Source organism: Tabrizicola sp., from assembly GCF_041913445.1.
Classification (GTDB): domain Bacteria; phylum Pseudomonadota; class Alphaproteobacteria; order Rhodobacterales; family Rhodobacteraceae; genus Tabrizicola.
Genome location: NZ_JAYSFG010000001.1, coordinates 26927 through 41674 on the forward strand (window position 1 = coordinate 26927; position 14748 = coordinate 41674).

The 14748-nt window shown below is 68.2% G+C and carries 16 protein-coding genes; 5 read left to right on the forward strand and 11 right to left on the reverse strand.

Annotation, left to right across the window (positions count from 1 at the left end; all coding sequences use genetic code 11):
- The first annotated feature begins 134 nt into the window (after positions 1–134).
- Positions 135–821: a DUF4167 domain-containing protein gene (locus ACE3Q6_RS00155; RefSeq protein ID WP_374426322.1), complete on the forward strand. Its 687-nt coding sequence runs from the start codon at positions 135–137 to the stop codon at positions 819–821.
- A 166-nt stretch (positions 822–987) separates the two neighbouring features.
- Here the strand turns inward: ACE3Q6_RS00155 and ACE3Q6_RS00160 are convergent, their stop codons facing one another.
- The 6 genes from ACE3Q6_RS00160 to ACE3Q6_RS00185 all read right to left on the reverse strand — a co-directional run bounded on the left by ACE3Q6_RS00160 (position 988) and on the right by ACE3Q6_RS00185 (position 6319).
- Positions 988–1533, reverse strand: coding sequence for a fasciclin domain-containing protein (locus tag ACE3Q6_RS00160; protein WP_374427558.1), 546 nt, complete (start codon positions 1531–1533; stop codon positions 988–990).
- 107 nt (positions 1534–1640) lie between these two features.
- The gene (locus tag ACE3Q6_RS00165) at positions 1641–2291 is read right to left on the reverse strand and encodes an anti-sigma factor domain-containing protein (RefSeq protein ID WP_374426325.1); all 651 of its coding nucleotides are present in this window, start codon (positions 2289–2291) and stop codon (positions 1641–1643) included.
- Complete coding sequence (locus ACE3Q6_RS00170; RefSeq protein WP_374426328.1) at positions 2288–2821, reverse strand: sigma-70 family RNA polymerase sigma factor; 534 nt, start codon at positions 2819–2821, stop codon at positions 2288–2290. Before ACE3Q6_RS00170 ends, ACE3Q6_RS00165 begins: the two co-directional genes overlap by 4 nt.
- Before the next feature lie 39 nt (positions 2822–2860).
- Positions 2861–4903, reverse strand: a complete 2043-nt coding sequence (locus tag ACE3Q6_RS00175) for an ASKHA domain-containing protein (protein WP_374426331.1) — start codon at positions 4901–4903, stop codon at positions 2861–2863.
- The gene (locus ACE3Q6_RS00180) at positions 4900–5316 is read right to left on the reverse strand and encodes a cupin domain-containing protein (protein ID WP_374426333.1); all 417 of its coding nucleotides are present in this window, start codon (positions 5314–5316) and stop codon (positions 4900–4902) included. The genes ACE3Q6_RS00175 and ACE3Q6_RS00180 overlap by 4 nt, the downstream gene beginning before the upstream one ends.
- 235 nt (positions 5317–5551) lie before the next feature.
- Positions 5552–6319, reverse strand: coding sequence for a helix-turn-helix domain-containing protein (locus ACE3Q6_RS00185; protein ID WP_374426336.1), 768 nt, complete (start codon positions 6317–6319; stop codon positions 5552–5554).
- Between the two features lie 122 nt (positions 6320–6441).
- On the opposite strand from ACE3Q6_RS00185, the gene ACE3Q6_RS00190 reads away from it, so the two are divergent.
- Positions 6442–6864, forward strand: coding sequence for a hypothetical protein (locus ACE3Q6_RS00190; protein ID WP_374426339.1), 423 nt, complete (start codon positions 6442–6444; stop codon positions 6862–6864).
- On the opposite strand, the gene ACE3Q6_RS00195 is transcribed toward ACE3Q6_RS00190, so the two are convergent.
- Positions 6861–8006 carry a CaiB/BaiF CoA transferase family protein gene (locus ACE3Q6_RS00195; RefSeq protein ID WP_374426342.1) on the reverse strand — a complete coding sequence of 382 codons (1146 nt, stop codon included), beginning with the start codon at positions 8004–8006 and terminating at the stop codon, positions 6861–6863. The genes ACE3Q6_RS00190 and ACE3Q6_RS00195 overlap by 4 nt on opposite strands.
- Before the next feature lie 82 nt (positions 8007–8088).
- On the opposite strand from ACE3Q6_RS00195, the gene ACE3Q6_RS00200 reads away from it, so the two are divergent.
- Positions 8089–9897, forward strand: coding sequence for an ABC-F family ATP-binding cassette domain-containing protein (locus ACE3Q6_RS00200; RefSeq protein ID WP_374426344.1), 1809 nt, complete (start codon positions 8089–8091; stop codon positions 9895–9897).
- A gap of 195 nt (positions 9898–10092) precedes the next feature.
- Positions 10093–10689, forward strand: a complete 597-nt coding sequence (locus tag ACE3Q6_RS00205; protein WP_374426346.1) for an outer membrane protein — start codon at positions 10093–10095, stop codon at positions 10687–10689.
- Positions 10690–10731: 42 nt separating this feature from the next.
- On the opposite strand, the gene ACE3Q6_RS00210 is transcribed toward ACE3Q6_RS00205, so the two are convergent.
- Genes ACE3Q6_RS00210 through ACE3Q6_RS00220 form a run of 3 tightly spaced genes read right to left on the reverse strand, consistent with a single transcriptional unit; the run spans position 10732 to position 13474 of the window.
- Positions 10732–11202, reverse strand: a complete 471-nt coding sequence (locus ACE3Q6_RS00210) for a hypothetical protein (protein WP_374426349.1) — start codon at positions 11200–11202, stop codon at positions 10732–10734.
- Positions 11196–12092, reverse strand: a complete 897-nt coding sequence (locus ACE3Q6_RS00215; protein WP_374426352.1) for a TPM domain-containing protein — start codon at positions 12090–12092, stop codon at positions 11196–11198. The genes ACE3Q6_RS00210 and ACE3Q6_RS00215 overlap by 7 nt, the downstream gene beginning before the upstream one ends.
- Positions 12062–13474 carry an aspartate aminotransferase family protein gene (locus ACE3Q6_RS00220; protein ID WP_374426355.1) on the reverse strand — a complete coding sequence of 471 codons (1413 nt, stop codon included), beginning with the start codon at positions 13472–13474 and terminating at the stop codon, positions 12062–12064. Before ACE3Q6_RS00220 ends, ACE3Q6_RS00215 begins: the two co-directional genes overlap by 31 nt.
- A 144-nt stretch (positions 13475–13618) precedes the next feature.
- Between ACE3Q6_RS00220 and ACE3Q6_RS00225 the strand changes: the two genes are divergently transcribed.
- Entirely contained in the window at positions 13619–14239 is a 621-nt protein-coding gene (locus ACE3Q6_RS00225) for a DUF6778 family protein (RefSeq protein WP_374426358.1), read from the forward strand.
- A 3-nt stretch (positions 14240–14242) separates the two neighbouring features.
- Here the strand turns inward: ACE3Q6_RS00225 and ACE3Q6_RS00230 are convergent, their stop codons facing one another.
- On the reverse strand, positions 14243–14584 hold the full coding sequence (locus ACE3Q6_RS00230; protein WP_374426361.1) for an MmcQ/YjbR family DNA-binding protein: 342 nt from the start codon (positions 14582–14584) through the stop codon (positions 14243–14245).
- Positions 14585–14748: the final 164 nt, after the last annotated feature.

A 14748-nucleotide genomic window follows, 5' to 3' on the forward strand; every position in this document is an offset into this window, starting at 1 on the left:
CTGACCCGAAATTGCAGCCCATGAGGGGCGGCGGTCGCAGGCCAAAGCCATCAAAAGGACCAGATGCGCTCCTCCAAGAAACGCTCGCGTTCCACCAGAACCGCCCGCGCACCCTCGGCAACATCATCAACCGCGTGTTCGATTCCTCGGGTCCCGAGGGCAAGGTCCGTGGCACGCCGCAGCAGATCATCGAGAAGTACCAGATGCTCGCGCGCGATGCGCAGCTGTCGAACGACCGCGTGGCGGCCGAGAACTTCCTGCAGCATGCCGAGCATTACACCCGGATGCTCGCCGAGGCGATGAAGGAGATGGCGGCCGAACAGGAGGCGCGCCAGCAGCAGTACCAGCAGAACGGCGGGCAGAACGGCGGGCAGGGTGGCCAGCAAGGCGGCCAGAACGGCAACGGCGGACAGCAGCACCAGCCGCGCGGCGACCGGCCCGAGGGGCAGGATCGGCGCGAGGGGCAGGACCGGCAGGACCGCCGCGACCGGGATCGCGATCGTGACCGGGGCGAACGGCAGGACCGCGGCGACCGGCCGGACCGTGGCGAGCGGCGCGATTTCAACCGCGACTTCCGCGAAGAGCGGAGCTTCCCGGCGGAAGAGCCGGCTTTGGCAAGCGACGTGATCGACCTTGATGCCGGCGACGACACCGGGCTGATCGAGACGCCGGAATCGCAGACGCGCGGCCGGAACGAACCCGAACCTGCACCCGAGCCTGCCGAGGCCGGGAAAGAGGACCGCCCGCGCCGCCAGCGCGGCCCGCGCAAGCCCAAGGGCGACAAGCCCGACGGCGATCCTCCGAAGGAAGCCGCAGAATAGGACGGGGCCGCCTTCGGGCGGCCTTTTCATTTGCTCATAAGGAAAAGGTCTTCGGACTTGCGCCCGAAGACCTGCCGAGGCCGGGGGTGGAAGGGGACATGACTTTGCCCCGGACGCGGTCCGGACGCGCGGGAGTAGTGACCCTCCCGCGCGCCAGGTTCGGGGATCACATCGCCGGCAGAAGCACCGTGTCGATGACGTGGATCACGCCGTTCGACTGCTTGACGTCGGCGATGGTGACGGTGGCGACATTGCCCTGGCCGTCCTTGATCTTGATCGCGTCGCCTTCGACCATCGCGGTGAATTCGCAGCCGCCCACGGTCTTGACCGGGTGCATGCCGCCGTCATCGGCGATCATCTTGTTGATGTCGGCCGCAAGCGCGTTGGCCGCGACGACATGGCAGGTCAGGATCTTGGTCAGCTGGTCCTTGTTCTCGGGCTTCAGAAGCGTCTCGACCGTGCCGGCGGGCAGCTTGGCGAAAGCGTCGTTCGTCGGCGCGAAGACGGTGAAGGGGCCTTCTCCCTGCAGCGTCTCGACCAGGCCCGCGGCCTGCACGGCGGCGACGAGCGTGGTGTGGTCCTTCGAATTGACAGCGTTCTCGACGATGTTCTTGTCTTCGTACATCGGCGCGCCGCCGACCATCGGGTTCTCGGCCAGAGCCATGCCGGTGGTCAGGGCCAGGATCGCGGTCGCAAGCTTCAGGGATTTCATCGGGTCGTTTCCTCCGGTTACGGGCGGGGTCATTCCCGCCTCACACCTGAAGGAACGGAGGCTTTCTGCCGAAGTTTCGCGGGGCGATTGCGCTCACGCTTTCGTGATCAGGCGCCGATTTCGGCGGTCAGGATCACAGGGCCGGTGGGTGCGCCGGTGGGCGAGCCGCCCTCGGGTTCGATGGACACGGCCAGCACGAAGCCCGCCGGCGGGACCGGGTAGGCGACGGTCAGCGGGCGGTCCTGCAAGAGGCCTAGCGAGACAGGGTTGGCGCCGGGGGCGATGACCCAAAGCTCGTGCACCTGACCCGCGACGGCCGGAACCCCGGCCACGCGGGTGACCTGCAGGCTGCCGCCGAAATGGGTGACACGGTAGGCGAGCCGGTTGTCCGCCGTGGCAAGGGTGGCGACGGGCGTCAGACGCGGCGGGGCCAGGACCGAGACCGCGGCCAGCGACAGAGCCGTGGCGACCACAGCGCCCGACAGCCAGCCCAGAAGCCCGAACCTCCGGGTGCCGGGCTGCTTGGGGAACAGCCGCGCTTCGATCTTCGGCAGGAGGTTCGGGGCAGGGGCCTCGGCAAAGCCGTCGTTCAGGCCCGAGAGCTTGTCTTCCCAGTCAGCGACGCGGGCGGCAAAGGCGGGTTCGCGCTTGATGCGGGCTTCGACCTCGGCGCGTTCGGCCGCGTCGAGGACGCCCAGCACATATTCGGCCGCCAGCGCGTCCTCGGCTTCGCGGGGGGTGAGCGGAGCGTCGGTCATGTTTCCAGACACTCCTTCAGCTTCAGAAGGCTGCGGCGCAGCCATGTCCGCATGGTGTTGAGCGGCACGGCATGGCGCGCGGCGAGGTCCAGGTAGGACAGCCCGTTCAGATAGGCCCCACGCACCGCGTCGGCCTTGTCGGGGTCAAGCGTGTCGAAACAGTCGGCCATCCGCTTTGCCTCGCCCTGCGCCACCAGCCGGGTCTCGGCCCGAGGCGTGCTGTCCTGGACGGTGTCCAACCCCTCGTCCGAGGTCGCTTCGGGCCGCGCGCGCAGGCGGTCGATGGCCAGGTTGCGGGCGATGGCGATCAGCCAGGTCATACCCCGGCCCTTCGTCGGATCATAGCGACCGGCGCGGAGCCAAACCCGTGTGTAGACCTCCTGCAAGGCATCCTCCGCCTCTGCGCGTTCTCCCAACATACGGAGGAGCACGCCCATGAGTTTCGCCGAGCTGACACGATAGAGCGAGCGGAAGGCGGCGCGGTCGCCCGCCGCGCATTTCGTTATCAAATCGGCGACGGGATCGTCCATGCCGGCGACGTTACGGATTTTCGCCCCGCACGCAAGGACTTATCCGCGCCGCCGCCTGCGCCCGCCCTCGTCGCCGGACTGCTTGGTGTTGAAGCTGACATCAGGCAGATGGACGATCCCGTTCAGGTTCGGGAAGGGATCGACCGCGTGCGGAATGGCGTTGGCGTTGACGAAATGCTCCTGGAAGCGGGGCTCGATGGCGGTCTCGACCTTGTGGATCTGGTGGACGGTCGCCTCGATCTGGTCGCGTGCCGCGACACTGCAGAGCGCGATCCGCGCGCCGGTCCCGGCGGCGTTGCCGGCGCTGGTGACCTTGTCGAGCGGCACGTCAGGGATCATCCCCAAGACCATCGCGTGCTTGGGGCTGATATGCGCGCCGAAGGCCCCGGCCAGCGTCACGCGGTCCACGGTGTCGACGCCCATCTCGTCCATCAACAGCCGCGCGCCCGCGTAAAGCGCCGATTTCGCCAGCTGGATTGCCCGGATGTCGCCCTGAGTGACGCTGATCCTCGGGCCGCCCTCGGCGCTGCCGTCGTAAAGGAGGTAGCTGTGCGTCCGCCCGGTCGCCTCGCAGCGCGCCGTCCCGGTCTGGTCCGGCCCGCCGATCAGTCCCCCCGCGTCCACAAGGCCCGCCATCCGCATCTCGGCCACAGCCTCGATGATGCCGGACCCGCAGATGCCGGTGACGCCGGTGGTGGCGGTCGCCGCGGCAAAGCCCGGATCGTCGGACCAGAGGTCGGAGCCGATCACCCGGAAGCGCGGCTCCTTCGTCGCAGGGTCGATCTCCACCCGCTCGATGGCACCTGGCGCCGCGCGCTGACCGCTGGAGATCTGCGCGCCCTCGAAGGCGGGGCCGGTGGGAGAGGAGCAGGCAAGGACGCGGGTTTCGTTGCCGAGGAGGATCTCGGCATTGGTGCCCACGTCAACAATCAGGACCATGTCCTTGGATTGGTTCGGCTGTTCGGACAATGCCACGGCGGCCGCATCCGCCCCCACATGGCCCGCGATGCAGGGCAGCACATAGACCCGGGCGTTGCGGTTGAGGCTCGTCAGGTCCACGTCGCGCGCATCGAGGCTGAGGCTGCCCGAGGTCGCCAGCGCAAAGGGCGCCTGGCCCAGTTCCACCGGGTCCACGCCCAGGAACAGGTGATGCATGACCGGGTTGAAGACGATGACCATCTCGTAGATCGCCGCCGGGTCGACGCCCGCCTCTTCGGCAATCGCCTTGGCCAGCGTGTCGATCGCCTCGCGCACCACGCGGGTCATCTCGACATCGCCGCCGGGGTTCATCATCGCGTAAGAGACGCGGGACATCAGGTCCTCGCCAAAGCGGATCTGCGGGTTCATCAGGCCCGACGACGCCAGGACACGGCCGTCCGAGAGGTCGCAGAGATGCGCGGCGATGGTGGTGGAGCCGAGGTCGACGGCAAGGCCCAGAAGCGGCCCTTCATGGAAGCCGGGGAAGATGTCCAGCACGCGGGTCCTGGCATCATGGTTGCCCTTGTGCAGGACGACGGTGGCCTTCCATTCGCCCTTGCGCAGGACGGGCTGCAACCGGCGCAGGACCGAGAGGTCGGCCTCGATCCCGTCGACCTGCCACTGGTCCTTCAGCGCGCGCGCCAGGCGTTCGAAATCGCCGGTGGGCTCGTGCATGTCGGGCTCTTCCACCTCGACATAGACGGCGCGGGTGGCGGGGTCCATGACCATGACCCGCTCGGTCGCGGACTTGCGGATGACCTGCTTGTGGACCTGGGATTCGGGCGGCACGTCGATGACCACGTCGCCCATCACCTTGGCCTGGCAGCCGAGCCGCCGCCCGTCGATCAGCCCGCGGATGCGCTTGTAGCGGTCCTCGACGGCATTCCACTCCGAAAGCGCGTCCTCGGCCACCGTCACCCCGTGCTTGGGGAACTCGCCATATCCGGGCGTGATCTGGCACTTCGAACAGATGCCGCGCCCGCCGCAGACGGAATCGAGGTCCACCCCCAGCTGCCGCGCGGCGGTCAGGACCGGCGTCCCCAGCGCAAAGCGCCCCCGCTTGCCCGAGGGAGTGAAGATCACGAGTGCGTCCTGATCGGTCATTCTGGCCTCTGCCCCTGTACGGGGTCTTCATGGGTGAAGTGGTAGGTGATCTGGTCGAAACGGTCGCGGGCGAAGGTGTAGAACCAACGCAAGGGCTCGGTCACCTCGGGCACGCCATGCTCGGCCATTCCGGGGATGTAAAGGGCTACCCCCGGTGCCAGCCGATGCGCCGCCCCGTCGACAAGGACGATACCTTCGCCCGCAAGACCGAAATAGACCTCCGGCTCGGCATGGCGGTGAAGCGCGAAGGTCTCGCCGGGCTGCATCTCGGCGATGCCGCAGACGAGCGCCTCGCTCGGGGTCACCTCGCCGGAAATGAGCGTACGCCACGACAGCGTGCCGCGCGCCGGGTCGTCCCAGCGGGCGGGGGCGCAGTCCTGCGCGTCGATGCGGATGGCAGCGGTGCGGCTCATGCTCTGCCGGTTCTAATGCGGCTTTGGCCGACCGCAATGCTGGAATGCGGCAACTGGCAGCGCCATTCCGTCACCAGCGCGGCACAACGCAGCGCGCGCCCCCCATCCCCTTTCACATTTGCGCAAATATCCCCGCCGGAGGCCACCCGAGCGCTTTTGCGTCCTTCACGCAAAAGCGCGAGACAAAAGGCCTTCGCGCCGCAAGGCGCTCAATCTGATAGCCGTCCCGACCCGCTTACCCTTCGGCCAGACGGGCGAACTCGGCCTCCGCCTCCGCATCGGCGGGGAACATCAGTTCGATCTTCATGTCCGACAGCGCCACCTCCTCGGCGGCACCGAACTGGGCATAGGTAGAGAACATCGCCAGCCGCCGGTCGCCCAGCCGGTAAACCGTCGGCAGGATGGCCCGGCCCGTGGCGCGGGGCTGGTGGGCGGCGATCTCGGGGTTGGCCATCAGCGCGGCGACGGCGCGGTCCAAGGCGTCGATCCCCCCGGCGCGGGCGCTTTCGGCCCTGAGGCGCAGCGCGGTGTGGTGGCCGACCTCGATCCAGTTCTCGATCAGGGTCGAGAAGACCGTGGCGTCGGACAGGGCGTCCAGAAGGCTTGCGCCCTCGACAAACCCCACCGCGCCGAAAAGCCGCGCGGCGGGCGGGTTCATCGCGACGATCCGCCAGAGCCGGTCCAGGATCAGCGCGGGGTAGGGGGCGTGGCGGTCGATCATCCAGCCCATCGCGGCGCGGACCTGGGCCATCTCCTCGGCGGCCAGCGGCAGGACCGGAAACTGCGGCGCGAACCCGGCGGCCGAGAGAAGGCCGTTCTGGTCGCCGTGCGGCAGGCCCATGACCTCGGCCAGCCGCAGGACCATGCCCCTGGAGGGACGCGAGCGCCCGGTCTCCAGAAACGCCAGGTGACGGGGCGAGACCTCGGCCTCGGTGGCAAGGTCCAGCTGGCTCAGGCGACGGGTGCGGCGCCACTGGCGAAGCGCGGTGGGGAAGGCGTGCATGGGGGGTCTCCTTGCGGCCAGTCTAGCGCAAGGGCGGGTGCAAGACACTTACCTGTCAGGGAATTGGACCGCTTCCCCGGACAGGCTTTCCTGAGGGCCTCATCAGAAGAAGGAGATGCATGATGACGTCCGAACAGAAAGGCCTGCGGTTTGCGGCGGGTGTGACGATGGTGACGGGGCTTGCACTGGCGCTGTCCGCGGTTCCGGCGCTGAACATCGGGGTGCGGCTTCTGACCGACCTTCTGGTCTGGCCCTTCGACGGGGCCGAGACGCTGGCGGCCTCCGAGACGCGCCTTGCGCTTTCCATTGGGGGCGGTGTGATGCTGGGCTGGGGGCTGATGATCTGGCAGCTGGCCGGAGAGCCGCTGGAGCACGCATCGGACGCGGTGCGGGGGATCATCCGTGCCTCGGTCCTGGGCTGGTTCCTCGTGGACAGTGCGGCCTCGGTGGCAGCGGGGGCGGCGCTGAACATCCTGCCGAACCTCGTGTTCCTGGCCCTGTTCCTGCTGCCGATGCGGCGCGGGGCCAAGGTCGTTCCGGCCTAGTCCCGATCCAGCCAGTCCAGGATCCCGGACCTGTCCCCGTCCAGCCTTGGGGCCGGGGGCAGGGCCGTGACTTCGGGCAGCGTCGACATCTTGATCGGATTGCCCGTGGCGATGAAGGCGGGCCCGCCGGGATGCGGCGTGACCGGAAGCACCATGTTCCGGGCGCGAAGCTGGGGGTCCTTCAGCACCTCGACCATGTCCTGCACCCGCGCCGTGGGCAGGCCCGCCGCGTCCAGCACCTGCAGCCAGTGCGCGACGGGCGCGCCCAGCGTCACCGTCTCGATCAGCCGCTTCAGAAGCGCATGGTTCTCGCAGCGCGCGACGTTGGTGGCAAAGCGCGGGTCGCCCGCGATGTCGAGGCCGAGGACCGTGCAGAGCCTGCCGAACATCGCGTCATTGCCCGCCGCGATGACCACGAACCCGTCGGCGGCGCGGAAGGTGGCGAAGGGAGTGATGGTGGGATGCCGCGCTCCGGTCGGGACGGGGGCCACGCCGGTCGCCGAGGCGATGGCCACCGCGTGTTCCTGGATCGCCAGCTGGGAATCCAGCATGGCCACGTCGATGAACGACCCTTCGCCGGTCTTCTCGCGCTGGTAAAGCGCCGCCAGGACCCCCTGCGCCAGATACATCCCCGCCACGATGTCGCCTATCGAGGCCCCCACGCGTACCGGAGGGCCACCCGTCTCGCCGGTGATCGACATCACGCCCCCGCGTGCCTGCACCACCATGTCGTAGGCGGGCTTCAGGGCGTCCGGGCCGGTCTGGCCGAAGCCGGAGACCGCGGCGTAAACCAGGCGAGGATGCCTGGCGTGCAGAACCTCCCACCCGTAGCCCAGCCGCGCCATCACGCCGGGACGGTAGTTTTCCACCAGCACGTCGGCGCGGGCCACCAGGCGGTCGAAGATCGCGCGGTCCCCGGCAGCCTTCAGGTCCAGCGCGATGGACTGCTTGCCCGCGTTCAGCGTCGCGAAATAGGCGCTTTCGCCCGCCACGAACGGCGGGAAGGCCCGCGTGTCGTCACCCGTCCCCGGCCGTTCGACCTTGATCACCCGCGCGCCAAGGTCCTGCAGAGTCTGCGTGCAGAAGGGACCTGCCAGCACATGGGTCAGGTCCAGAATGATGATGCCGTCAAGCGGGGCCATGCGGATCTCCTTTTCCGTCACCATGCCGCGTCCTGCACCTTGATACGTTGACGCCGGTCAAATCCCCCTCTACCTCGCCGGCATGGCACGCGCACCCCTTCTTCAGCTCTCCTCCATCTCGCTGACCTTCGGTGGGAACCCGGTCTTCGACGACCTTTCGCTCACCGTCCAGCCTGGGGACCGCATCGCGCTGGTCGGGCGCAACGGGTCGGGGAAATCGACGCTGATGAAGGTGATGGCGGGGCTGGTCGAGGCTGACCGGGGCACCCGCACCGTGCCCCCCGGCGTGACCGTGGGCTACATGGAGCAGGAGCCGGACCTGTCGCGCTTTGCCACGCTGGGCGATTTCGCGGCCTCGAACCTGCCGGAAGGGCAGGACTACCGCCTGGCCGTGGTGGCCGAGGGGCTGAAGTTCAACCCGGCCACCCCCGTTGCTACCGCCAGCGGAGGGGAGCGCCGCCGCGCCGCGCTGGCCAAGCTTCTGGCCGAGGCGCCCGAGCTGATGCTGCTGGACGAACCCACCAACCACCTCGACATCCAGGCCATCGAATGGCTGGAGGCCGAGCTTTCCACCACCCGCACGGCCTTCGTCCTCATCTCGCACGACCGCGCCTTCCTGCGCGCGCTGTCGAAAGCCACGCTCTGGATCGACCGGGGCGAGGTGCGCCGGCGCGAGGCCGGGTTCGAGGGCTTCGAGGAGTGGCGCGAGACGGTCTGGGCCGAAGAGGACGAGGCGCGCCACAAGCTGGACCGCAAGATCAAGCACGAGGCCAAGTGGGCCGTCGAAGGCATCAGCGCGCGCAGGAAGCGCAACATGGGCCGCGTCCGCGCGCTGCAGCAACTTCGGGCGGACCGCGCGGCGCAGATCCGGCGGCAGGGGACGGCGGCGCTGGAGCTTGCGTCGGGCCCGACCTCGGGCAAGAAGGTGATCGAGGCCGAGGGGCTCACCAAGTCCTTTGGCGACAAGCTTATCGTCAAGGACTTCTCGATCCGCGTCCTGCGGGGCGACCGGGTGGCTTTCGTCGGCCCGAATGGGGTGGGAAAGACCACGCTTCTCAAGATGTTGACGGGCGAAGTTCAACCTGACGCCGGGAAGGTGACGCTGGGCACCAACCTGGAAATCGCCATCTTCGACCAGACGCGCACGCGGCTGGACCTGGAGGCGAGCCTTTGGGACAACCTGACTGTCGATCCCTTGATGCGCGTGTCTGGCTCGTCCGACCAGGTGATGGTGCGGGGCACGCCGAAGCATGTGGTCGCGTATCTCAAGGACTTCCTCTTTCAGGAGGCGCAGGCCCGCGCCCCGGTGCGCAGCCTGTCGGGGGGCGAGCGCGCGCGGCTTCTCCTGGCCAAGCTGATGGCGCAGCCGTCGAACCTGCTGATCCTGGACGAACCGACCAACGACCTCGACGTCGAGACGCTGGACCTTCTGCAGGACATCCTGGGCGAATATGACGGGACGGTGCTGCTGGTCAGCCACGACCGCGATTTCATCGACCGGATCGCGACTTCGACCGTGGCGATGGAGGGCGACGGCAAGGCCACCGTCTATCCCGGAGGCTGGTCTGACTACGCGAACCAACGCCCGCAAGCGATTGCCGAGTCAGCGAAAACGGCTGCGAAGCCCTCGGCGGCTCCGGCGTCGAAGCCCGAGCCGGTGGCGAAATCCCAAGCGCTCAGCTTCACGGAACGGAAGCGTCTGGAGGATCTGCCGGCCCTGATCGAAAAGCTGGAATCCGAGATCGCCAAGCTGTCGACCCTCTTGGCCGACCCGGACCTTTTCAGCCGCGAGCCGGTCAAGTTCCGCAAGGCCACAGAGGCGCTTGCCGAACGGCAGACCGCGCTTGAGGCCGCCGAAGCCGAGTGGCTGGATCTCGCCGAGCGGGCCTGAGCCACGGGAACCGGCGGAGAGCGGCCCAAATCCTCGGGTTCCTCGGCTGATCTCCGCCGTGCCGGATGAAGTTCCATCAAGCGCGCGTGAAGTGGCATTGCCCTTGGGGGGCTAGATGCCCATTCCCTCATCCGAGCCGACCGGAACTTGTCCGCACAGACGGGCGTTACGGTCGGCCAGAACAAGGAGACAGAAATGAAAACTATCGCAGCATTGTTTGCTACCGTTGCCCTGACCGCCCCGGCCTTCGCCGGTGGTCCCGTTGCCGTTGCTGAAGAGCCGGTCATCGCGCCGGTGATGCAGGAAGTCGTTCCGGCCGGTCCGGATTGGTCGGGCGCCTATGTCGGTGCTCAGCTGGGCTACGGTGACGTCGATTCCACGCCCGAGGGCCTGGACGGCTACGGCTGGCTGGGCGGCGTCCATGCGGGCTATCGCTGGGATCTGGGCAACTGGGTCGCCGGTACCGAACTGACCTGGGACAAGGCCTCGATCGACCTGGGCGACACGGCAGGCGAGCTTGACAGCGTCGCGGCCCTGAAGCTGACCGCCGGTCGCGAGATCGGCAACAGCCTGGTCTACGGTGCGCTGGGTGTGGCGCAGGCCGATGCCACCGTCGGCGGCGTGGACTATAGCGACAATGGCCTCGTCTACGGCCTGGGCTTCGACTACGCGGTGAACGACCGCTGGACGGTCGGTGGCGAAGTGCTGCAGCACGACTTCAACGACTTTGACGCGACCGGCGTGGACTTTGACGCGACCACCGTCAAGGCGAAGGTCTCGCTGCAGTTCTAAGGCGGATCCATGCGGCGTGGGGTGCAGGCCCCGCGCCGCAGATCACTTGCAGGGCGACGGGCGCAAAAGGAAACTGCGGTCGTCGCCCTTGTTCCTTTCAAGGGTGACGAAGCCCGAATCGTTCTCGAAGGACATGCCAAGGCTCGACACCGCCACCAGGATCGCGCCGTCGTCCCGCTGGTCGATGCTGAAGCCGCCCGCATCCCCCTCCATCGCACAGTAAAGCGAGCCGCCCTCGTTCTCGCACAGGCCATAGCCTTCGAACGCCCCACCCGGCGTGCCACGGAGGACGAGTTCGACGTGGAGGAGAAGTCGCGGGTCGTCGCCTAGCTTGGCCGGAGAAAGCCGCATCGTGGTCACCTGCTGGGCGGGGTGCTGGGCCAGATGCCCGGCGCTGTAGATACGCGCGTAGCAGGTTGAAGCGTCCGGAAACATCCGGTCCTGCGGGCTTTGCGCCAAGGCAGGCTGCGCCAGGATCAAGAGCGCCGCGCAAATACCTGGACGGGCTACCATTTCCCGCTCGCCCCGCCTCCCGAGGAGCGCCCGCCGCCGAAGCCGCTGCTGCTGCCCGAGGACCGGCCCCCGCCGGACGCGAAGGAAGAGCGGCCGCGACGGGCTTCACGACTGGACCAGCCGATGGGGCAGGACTTGTGGTCATTGAAGCCGCAGGCCGCACAGGTCAGGTGGTGCATCGCGAGGCCGGTTTCGCGCTTGGTGGGCATCTGGATCACCTCGCTGGTCCGGTCCAGCCGCGGCGCACCGCAGTTGGGGCAGGTCTTCCGCGACCGGAGGCTGCGCCAGAAGGCGAAGCCCGCGATCCCGGCCACCGCACCCGCGCCCAGGAGCAGGTTCAGTGGCCCGGACGTGCCATCCGGGCTTTCGAAGCCGTCATTCACCGAGACCGGCGTCCCTGCGAGGAAGGGCGTGATCAGCCGGTCGCGCGCCGAGGCGACGCCGGCCTCGATCCCCGCGGCATAGTTGCCCGCGCGCAGGGACGGCAGGACGGCGGTGGACAGGACCCGGGCGGCGCGGCCGTCATAGACGGGGTCGTAGCTTGCGCCGAGGGCAATCCGCGCCTCGCGCGCCTCGACGTCCAGAAGCAGCATGATGCCGTCGTTGCGGTCTGCCTCGCCGACGCCCCAGGCATTGAAAAGCGTCTTGGCATAGTCCTCGATCCGTTGTCCGGCGCCGCCCTGGCTGGCAATGCCCGGCATGGTCACCACCACCATCTGCACGCCCGTCGCCGCACGCGTTTCGGTCAGAAGCCGGGAGATCCGGCCCTCTTCGGTGGCGTCAAGGACGTCGGCGAAATCCGACAGAGTGTCGCTTTGCGGGTCGGGAAGGGTCTGGGCGAAAACCGGCGCGGCAAGCGTCAGCGCGAGGAAAAGGACTCGGAGGAACATGAGGCAAGCATTTCTTGAACAGTCGTTGCGATCAGCATGACATCTTCCTTGGAACAGTCAAATGATCCCACCTGCACCCGGATCGCAAAGCGCCCGTCGACGCGGGTCTGGGTCAGGTAGATCCGCCCGTCGTCGTTGATCCGCTGCAACAGCGCCTCGGTCGCGGCATCGGTCGCCAGCGCGAAGCTGAAGAGCGACAGCCGCGGCTCGGTCACGATCTCGACCCCGGGCAGGGCGGCCAGCGCGTCGCGCGCCTCATGCGCCCAGGCGACATGGTTGCGGATGCGCGTGCGCAGGCCGTCCAGCCCGTAGGCGCGCAGCACGAACCACAGCTTCAGCGCGCGGAAGCGGCGGCCCAGCGGCACCGTCCATTCGTTGAAGTTGACGATCTCCTCTCGGCCCGCGGTTTCCAGGTAGGTCGGACGCAGGCCCAGGGTGCGCACCTGGGCGCCGGGATCGCACAGAAGCTGGACCGAGCAGTCGAACTGCGCCCCAAGCCACTTGTGCGGGTTGAAGACGACCGAATCGGCGCCCTCGATCCCGGCCCAGAGCCCGCGGAACTCTGGGCAGATCATGGCCGAGCCCGCCCAGGCCGCGTCGACATGGGTGGGCAGGCCCTCGGCCCTCGCCACCGCGATGCATTCGCCGATCCGGTCGAAAGCGCCCACGCTGGTCCCGCCCGCGCAGAGGATCACGCCCGCAGGCTGCAAGCCCGCCGCCCGGTCCGCCGCAATGGCCGCCTGAAGCGCCGCGCCGGTCATGGCTCGGTCGGAATCCGTCGCCACCTTCACCAGGTTCCGCTGCCCGATCCCCGCCACCCGGATCGCCTTGTCGACTGAGGAATGCGTCTCGGCGCTGGCGTAGAAGCGAAGCACCGGCCCACCGGACAGACCCTCCTCCAGGCCGCGCCACTCCAGCGCCTTCTCGCGCATCGTCAGCACCGCCGAGAGCGTGGCGTTGGTCGCGGAATCGTGGATCGTTCCCACGAAGCCCTCGGGCAGGCCCACGGCCTGGCGCAGCCAGTCGACCATCACCTGCTCGACCTCGGTCGCGGCCGGAGAGGTCTGCCAGATCAAGGCGTTGCAAGCCATCGCATTGACCAGCTGTTCGGCCAGCATCGAGGCCGGGGCGGCATTCGCCGGGAAATAGGCGAAGAAGCGGGGATGCTGCCAATGGGTCATGCCGTCCGGCACGATGGATTCGAAATCGGACCAGATCGTCTCCATCGGCTCGGGCGCGTCGGGCGGCGCGTCGGGCAGTTGCCGGGCTATGGCCCCGGGATGAAGCGGCGCACGCACCGGGCGGTCGCGCAGGCCCGCGTGGTAGTCCGCCGCCCAGTCCGCCGCCCGCTTCGACCAGTGCCGCAAGCCTTCGTGATCCATCGCCAGCCCCCCGTTTTCCCGCGGCACAAAGCATGTCGCCGGAAAATCGGCAAGCTTCCACCCCCATGCCGACACGCAAGCTCCTTTTTCCGGCCATCGGGATTGGCTAAGGTCCGCCGCGTCACCACCTTGTTGCGAGGTTTCATGTCCCTGACCCGTCGTGCCGCCCTTATGGGCCTTACCGGCCTCGCACTTGCCGCCTGCGTCGGTCCGGGGGCCAGCTTCAAGACCGAATACACCCAGGTTCCCCCGGTGCTGGCCGCAGGCTGGAAGCTGGGCGATGTGCAGGTCAGCGTGCCCCGGACGCTGACGGCGTCCGAGGCGAAGACTTACCTGCCCACCGCCGATATCGTCTGGCGCGAGGACCCGATGGGCGACCGCTATGCGCAGGTCGAGGCCATCATCGAGACCGCGGTGCGCCGGGGCGCGGCGGGCCTCTCCGGCGGGCGGCGGGTGATCATCGCGGTGACCGTGACCCGCTTCCACGCCCTCACTTTCGAGGCCGAACAGCGCTTCGAGAACGCCGGCGTCCACAACATCCGCCTTGTCGCGCAGGTGGCCGATGCCGCCACGGGCGAGGTGCTGGTGCCGCCGACCCCGATCCGCGCCGAACTGCCCGCGCTCTCTGGCAAGGCGATGCGCGAGGCGCGGCGGAAGGGGCAGAGCCAGAAGTCGATGATCACCGACCATGTCGCAAAGACCGTGGCTGGCTGGCTGGGCCTTGGTCCCGACGTGCGTGGCAGCTTCAGCCGCCAGGGCAACTGACGCCTATCCCAGCGCAGCCTGCACCTTCCGCGGCAGGCCCGCCCGGATCAGCGCGTAGGAGGTGTCGATGCGATCGCGCAATTCGTCGTCGCTGACGCAGCCGAAGGGGATCCGCGCCCAGGAGGCGTGCAGGTAAGGCGCGCGGATCGCGCGTCCGGTCTCGATCAGCAGGCGCGCGGTCTCGACATGGTCGGTCTTCACGCTGACGCCGTCGCCCGCCTGTCCGATGATCGCGAACATCTTGCCCCCGACCTTCCAGCAGTCGTGGTCGGGGCCGAAGGGCTGGCTGACCTCGGCCCCCGGAAAGCGGGCGCAGTGGGCGTTCACGAAGGCGCGGTCCTGCATGGGTCAGGATTTTCCTTGGCGGTTGCCGGGGGCTGATGTAAGTGTCCCACCCATGACGACATTGCGCAACATCTGCATCTGCTGCATTACCCGCTGACTTCGGTCGCGCGGGCGCTTCGTCATTCCTCTCCCGGATTGAACAGCCACCCCGCGCGGGATGCCCG

What these genes read in the sequence shown, in the direction of transcription:
- ACE3Q6_RS00160 (WP_374427558.1), bottom strand. Translation starts at nt 1,533, where the DNA reads ATGAAATCCCTGAAGCTTGCGACCGCGATCCTGGCCCTGACCACCGGC.
- ACE3Q6_RS00165 (WP_374426325.1), bottom strand. Translation starts at nt 2,291, where the DNA reads ATGACCGACGCTCCGCTCACCCCCCGCGAAGCCGAGGACGCGCTGGCG.
- ACE3Q6_RS00170 (WP_374426328.1), bottom strand. Translation starts at nt 2,821, where the DNA reads ATGGACGATCCCGTCGCCGATTTGATAACGAAATGCGCGGCGGGCGAC.
- ACE3Q6_RS00175 (WP_374426331.1), bottom strand. Translation starts at nt 4,903, where the DNA reads ATGACCGATCAGGACGCACTCGTGATCTTCACTCCCTCGGGCAAGCGG.
- ACE3Q6_RS00180 (WP_374426333.1), bottom strand. Translation starts at nt 5,316, where the DNA reads ATGAGCCGCACCGCTGCCATCCGCATCGACGCGCAGGACTGCGCCCCC.
- ACE3Q6_RS00185 (WP_374426336.1), bottom strand. Translation starts at nt 6,319, where the DNA reads ATGCACGCCTTCCCCACCGCGCTTCGCCAGTGGCGCCGCACCCGTCGC.
- ACE3Q6_RS00190 (WP_374426339.1), top strand. Translation starts at nt 6,442, where the DNA reads ATGACGTCCGAACAGAAAGGCCTGCGGTTTGCGGCGGGTGTGACGATG.
- ACE3Q6_RS00195 (WP_374426342.1), bottom strand. Translation starts at nt 8,006, where the DNA reads ATGGCCCCGCTTGACGGCATCATCATTCTGGACCTGACCCATGTGCTG.
- ACE3Q6_RS00200 (WP_374426344.1), top strand. Translation starts at nt 8,089, where the DNA reads ATGGCACGCGCACCCCTTCTTCAGCTCTCCTCCATCTCGCTGACCTTC.
- ACE3Q6_RS00205 (WP_374426346.1), top strand. Translation starts at nt 10,093, where the DNA reads ATGAAAACTATCGCAGCATTGTTTGCTACCGTTGCCCTGACCGCCCCG.
- ACE3Q6_RS00210 (WP_374426349.1), bottom strand. Translation starts at nt 11,202, where the DNA reads ATGGTAGCCCGTCCAGGTATTTGCGCGGCGCTCTTGATCCTGGCGCAG.
- ACE3Q6_RS00215 (WP_374426352.1), bottom strand. Translation starts at nt 12,092, where the DNA reads ATGTTCCTCCGAGTCCTTTTCCTCGCGCTGACGCTTGCCGCGCCGGTT.
- ACE3Q6_RS00220 (WP_374426355.1), bottom strand. Translation starts at nt 13,474, where the DNA reads ATGGATCACGAAGGCTTGCGGCACTGGTCGAAGCGGGCGGCGGACTGG.
- ACE3Q6_RS00225 (WP_374426358.1), top strand. Translation starts at nt 13,619, where the DNA reads ATGTCCCTGACCCGTCGTGCCGCCCTTATGGGCCTTACCGGCCTCGCA.
- ACE3Q6_RS00230 (WP_374426361.1), bottom strand. Translation starts at nt 14,584, where the DNA reads ATGCAGGACCGCGCCTTCGTGAACGCCCACTGCGCCCGCTTTCCGGGG.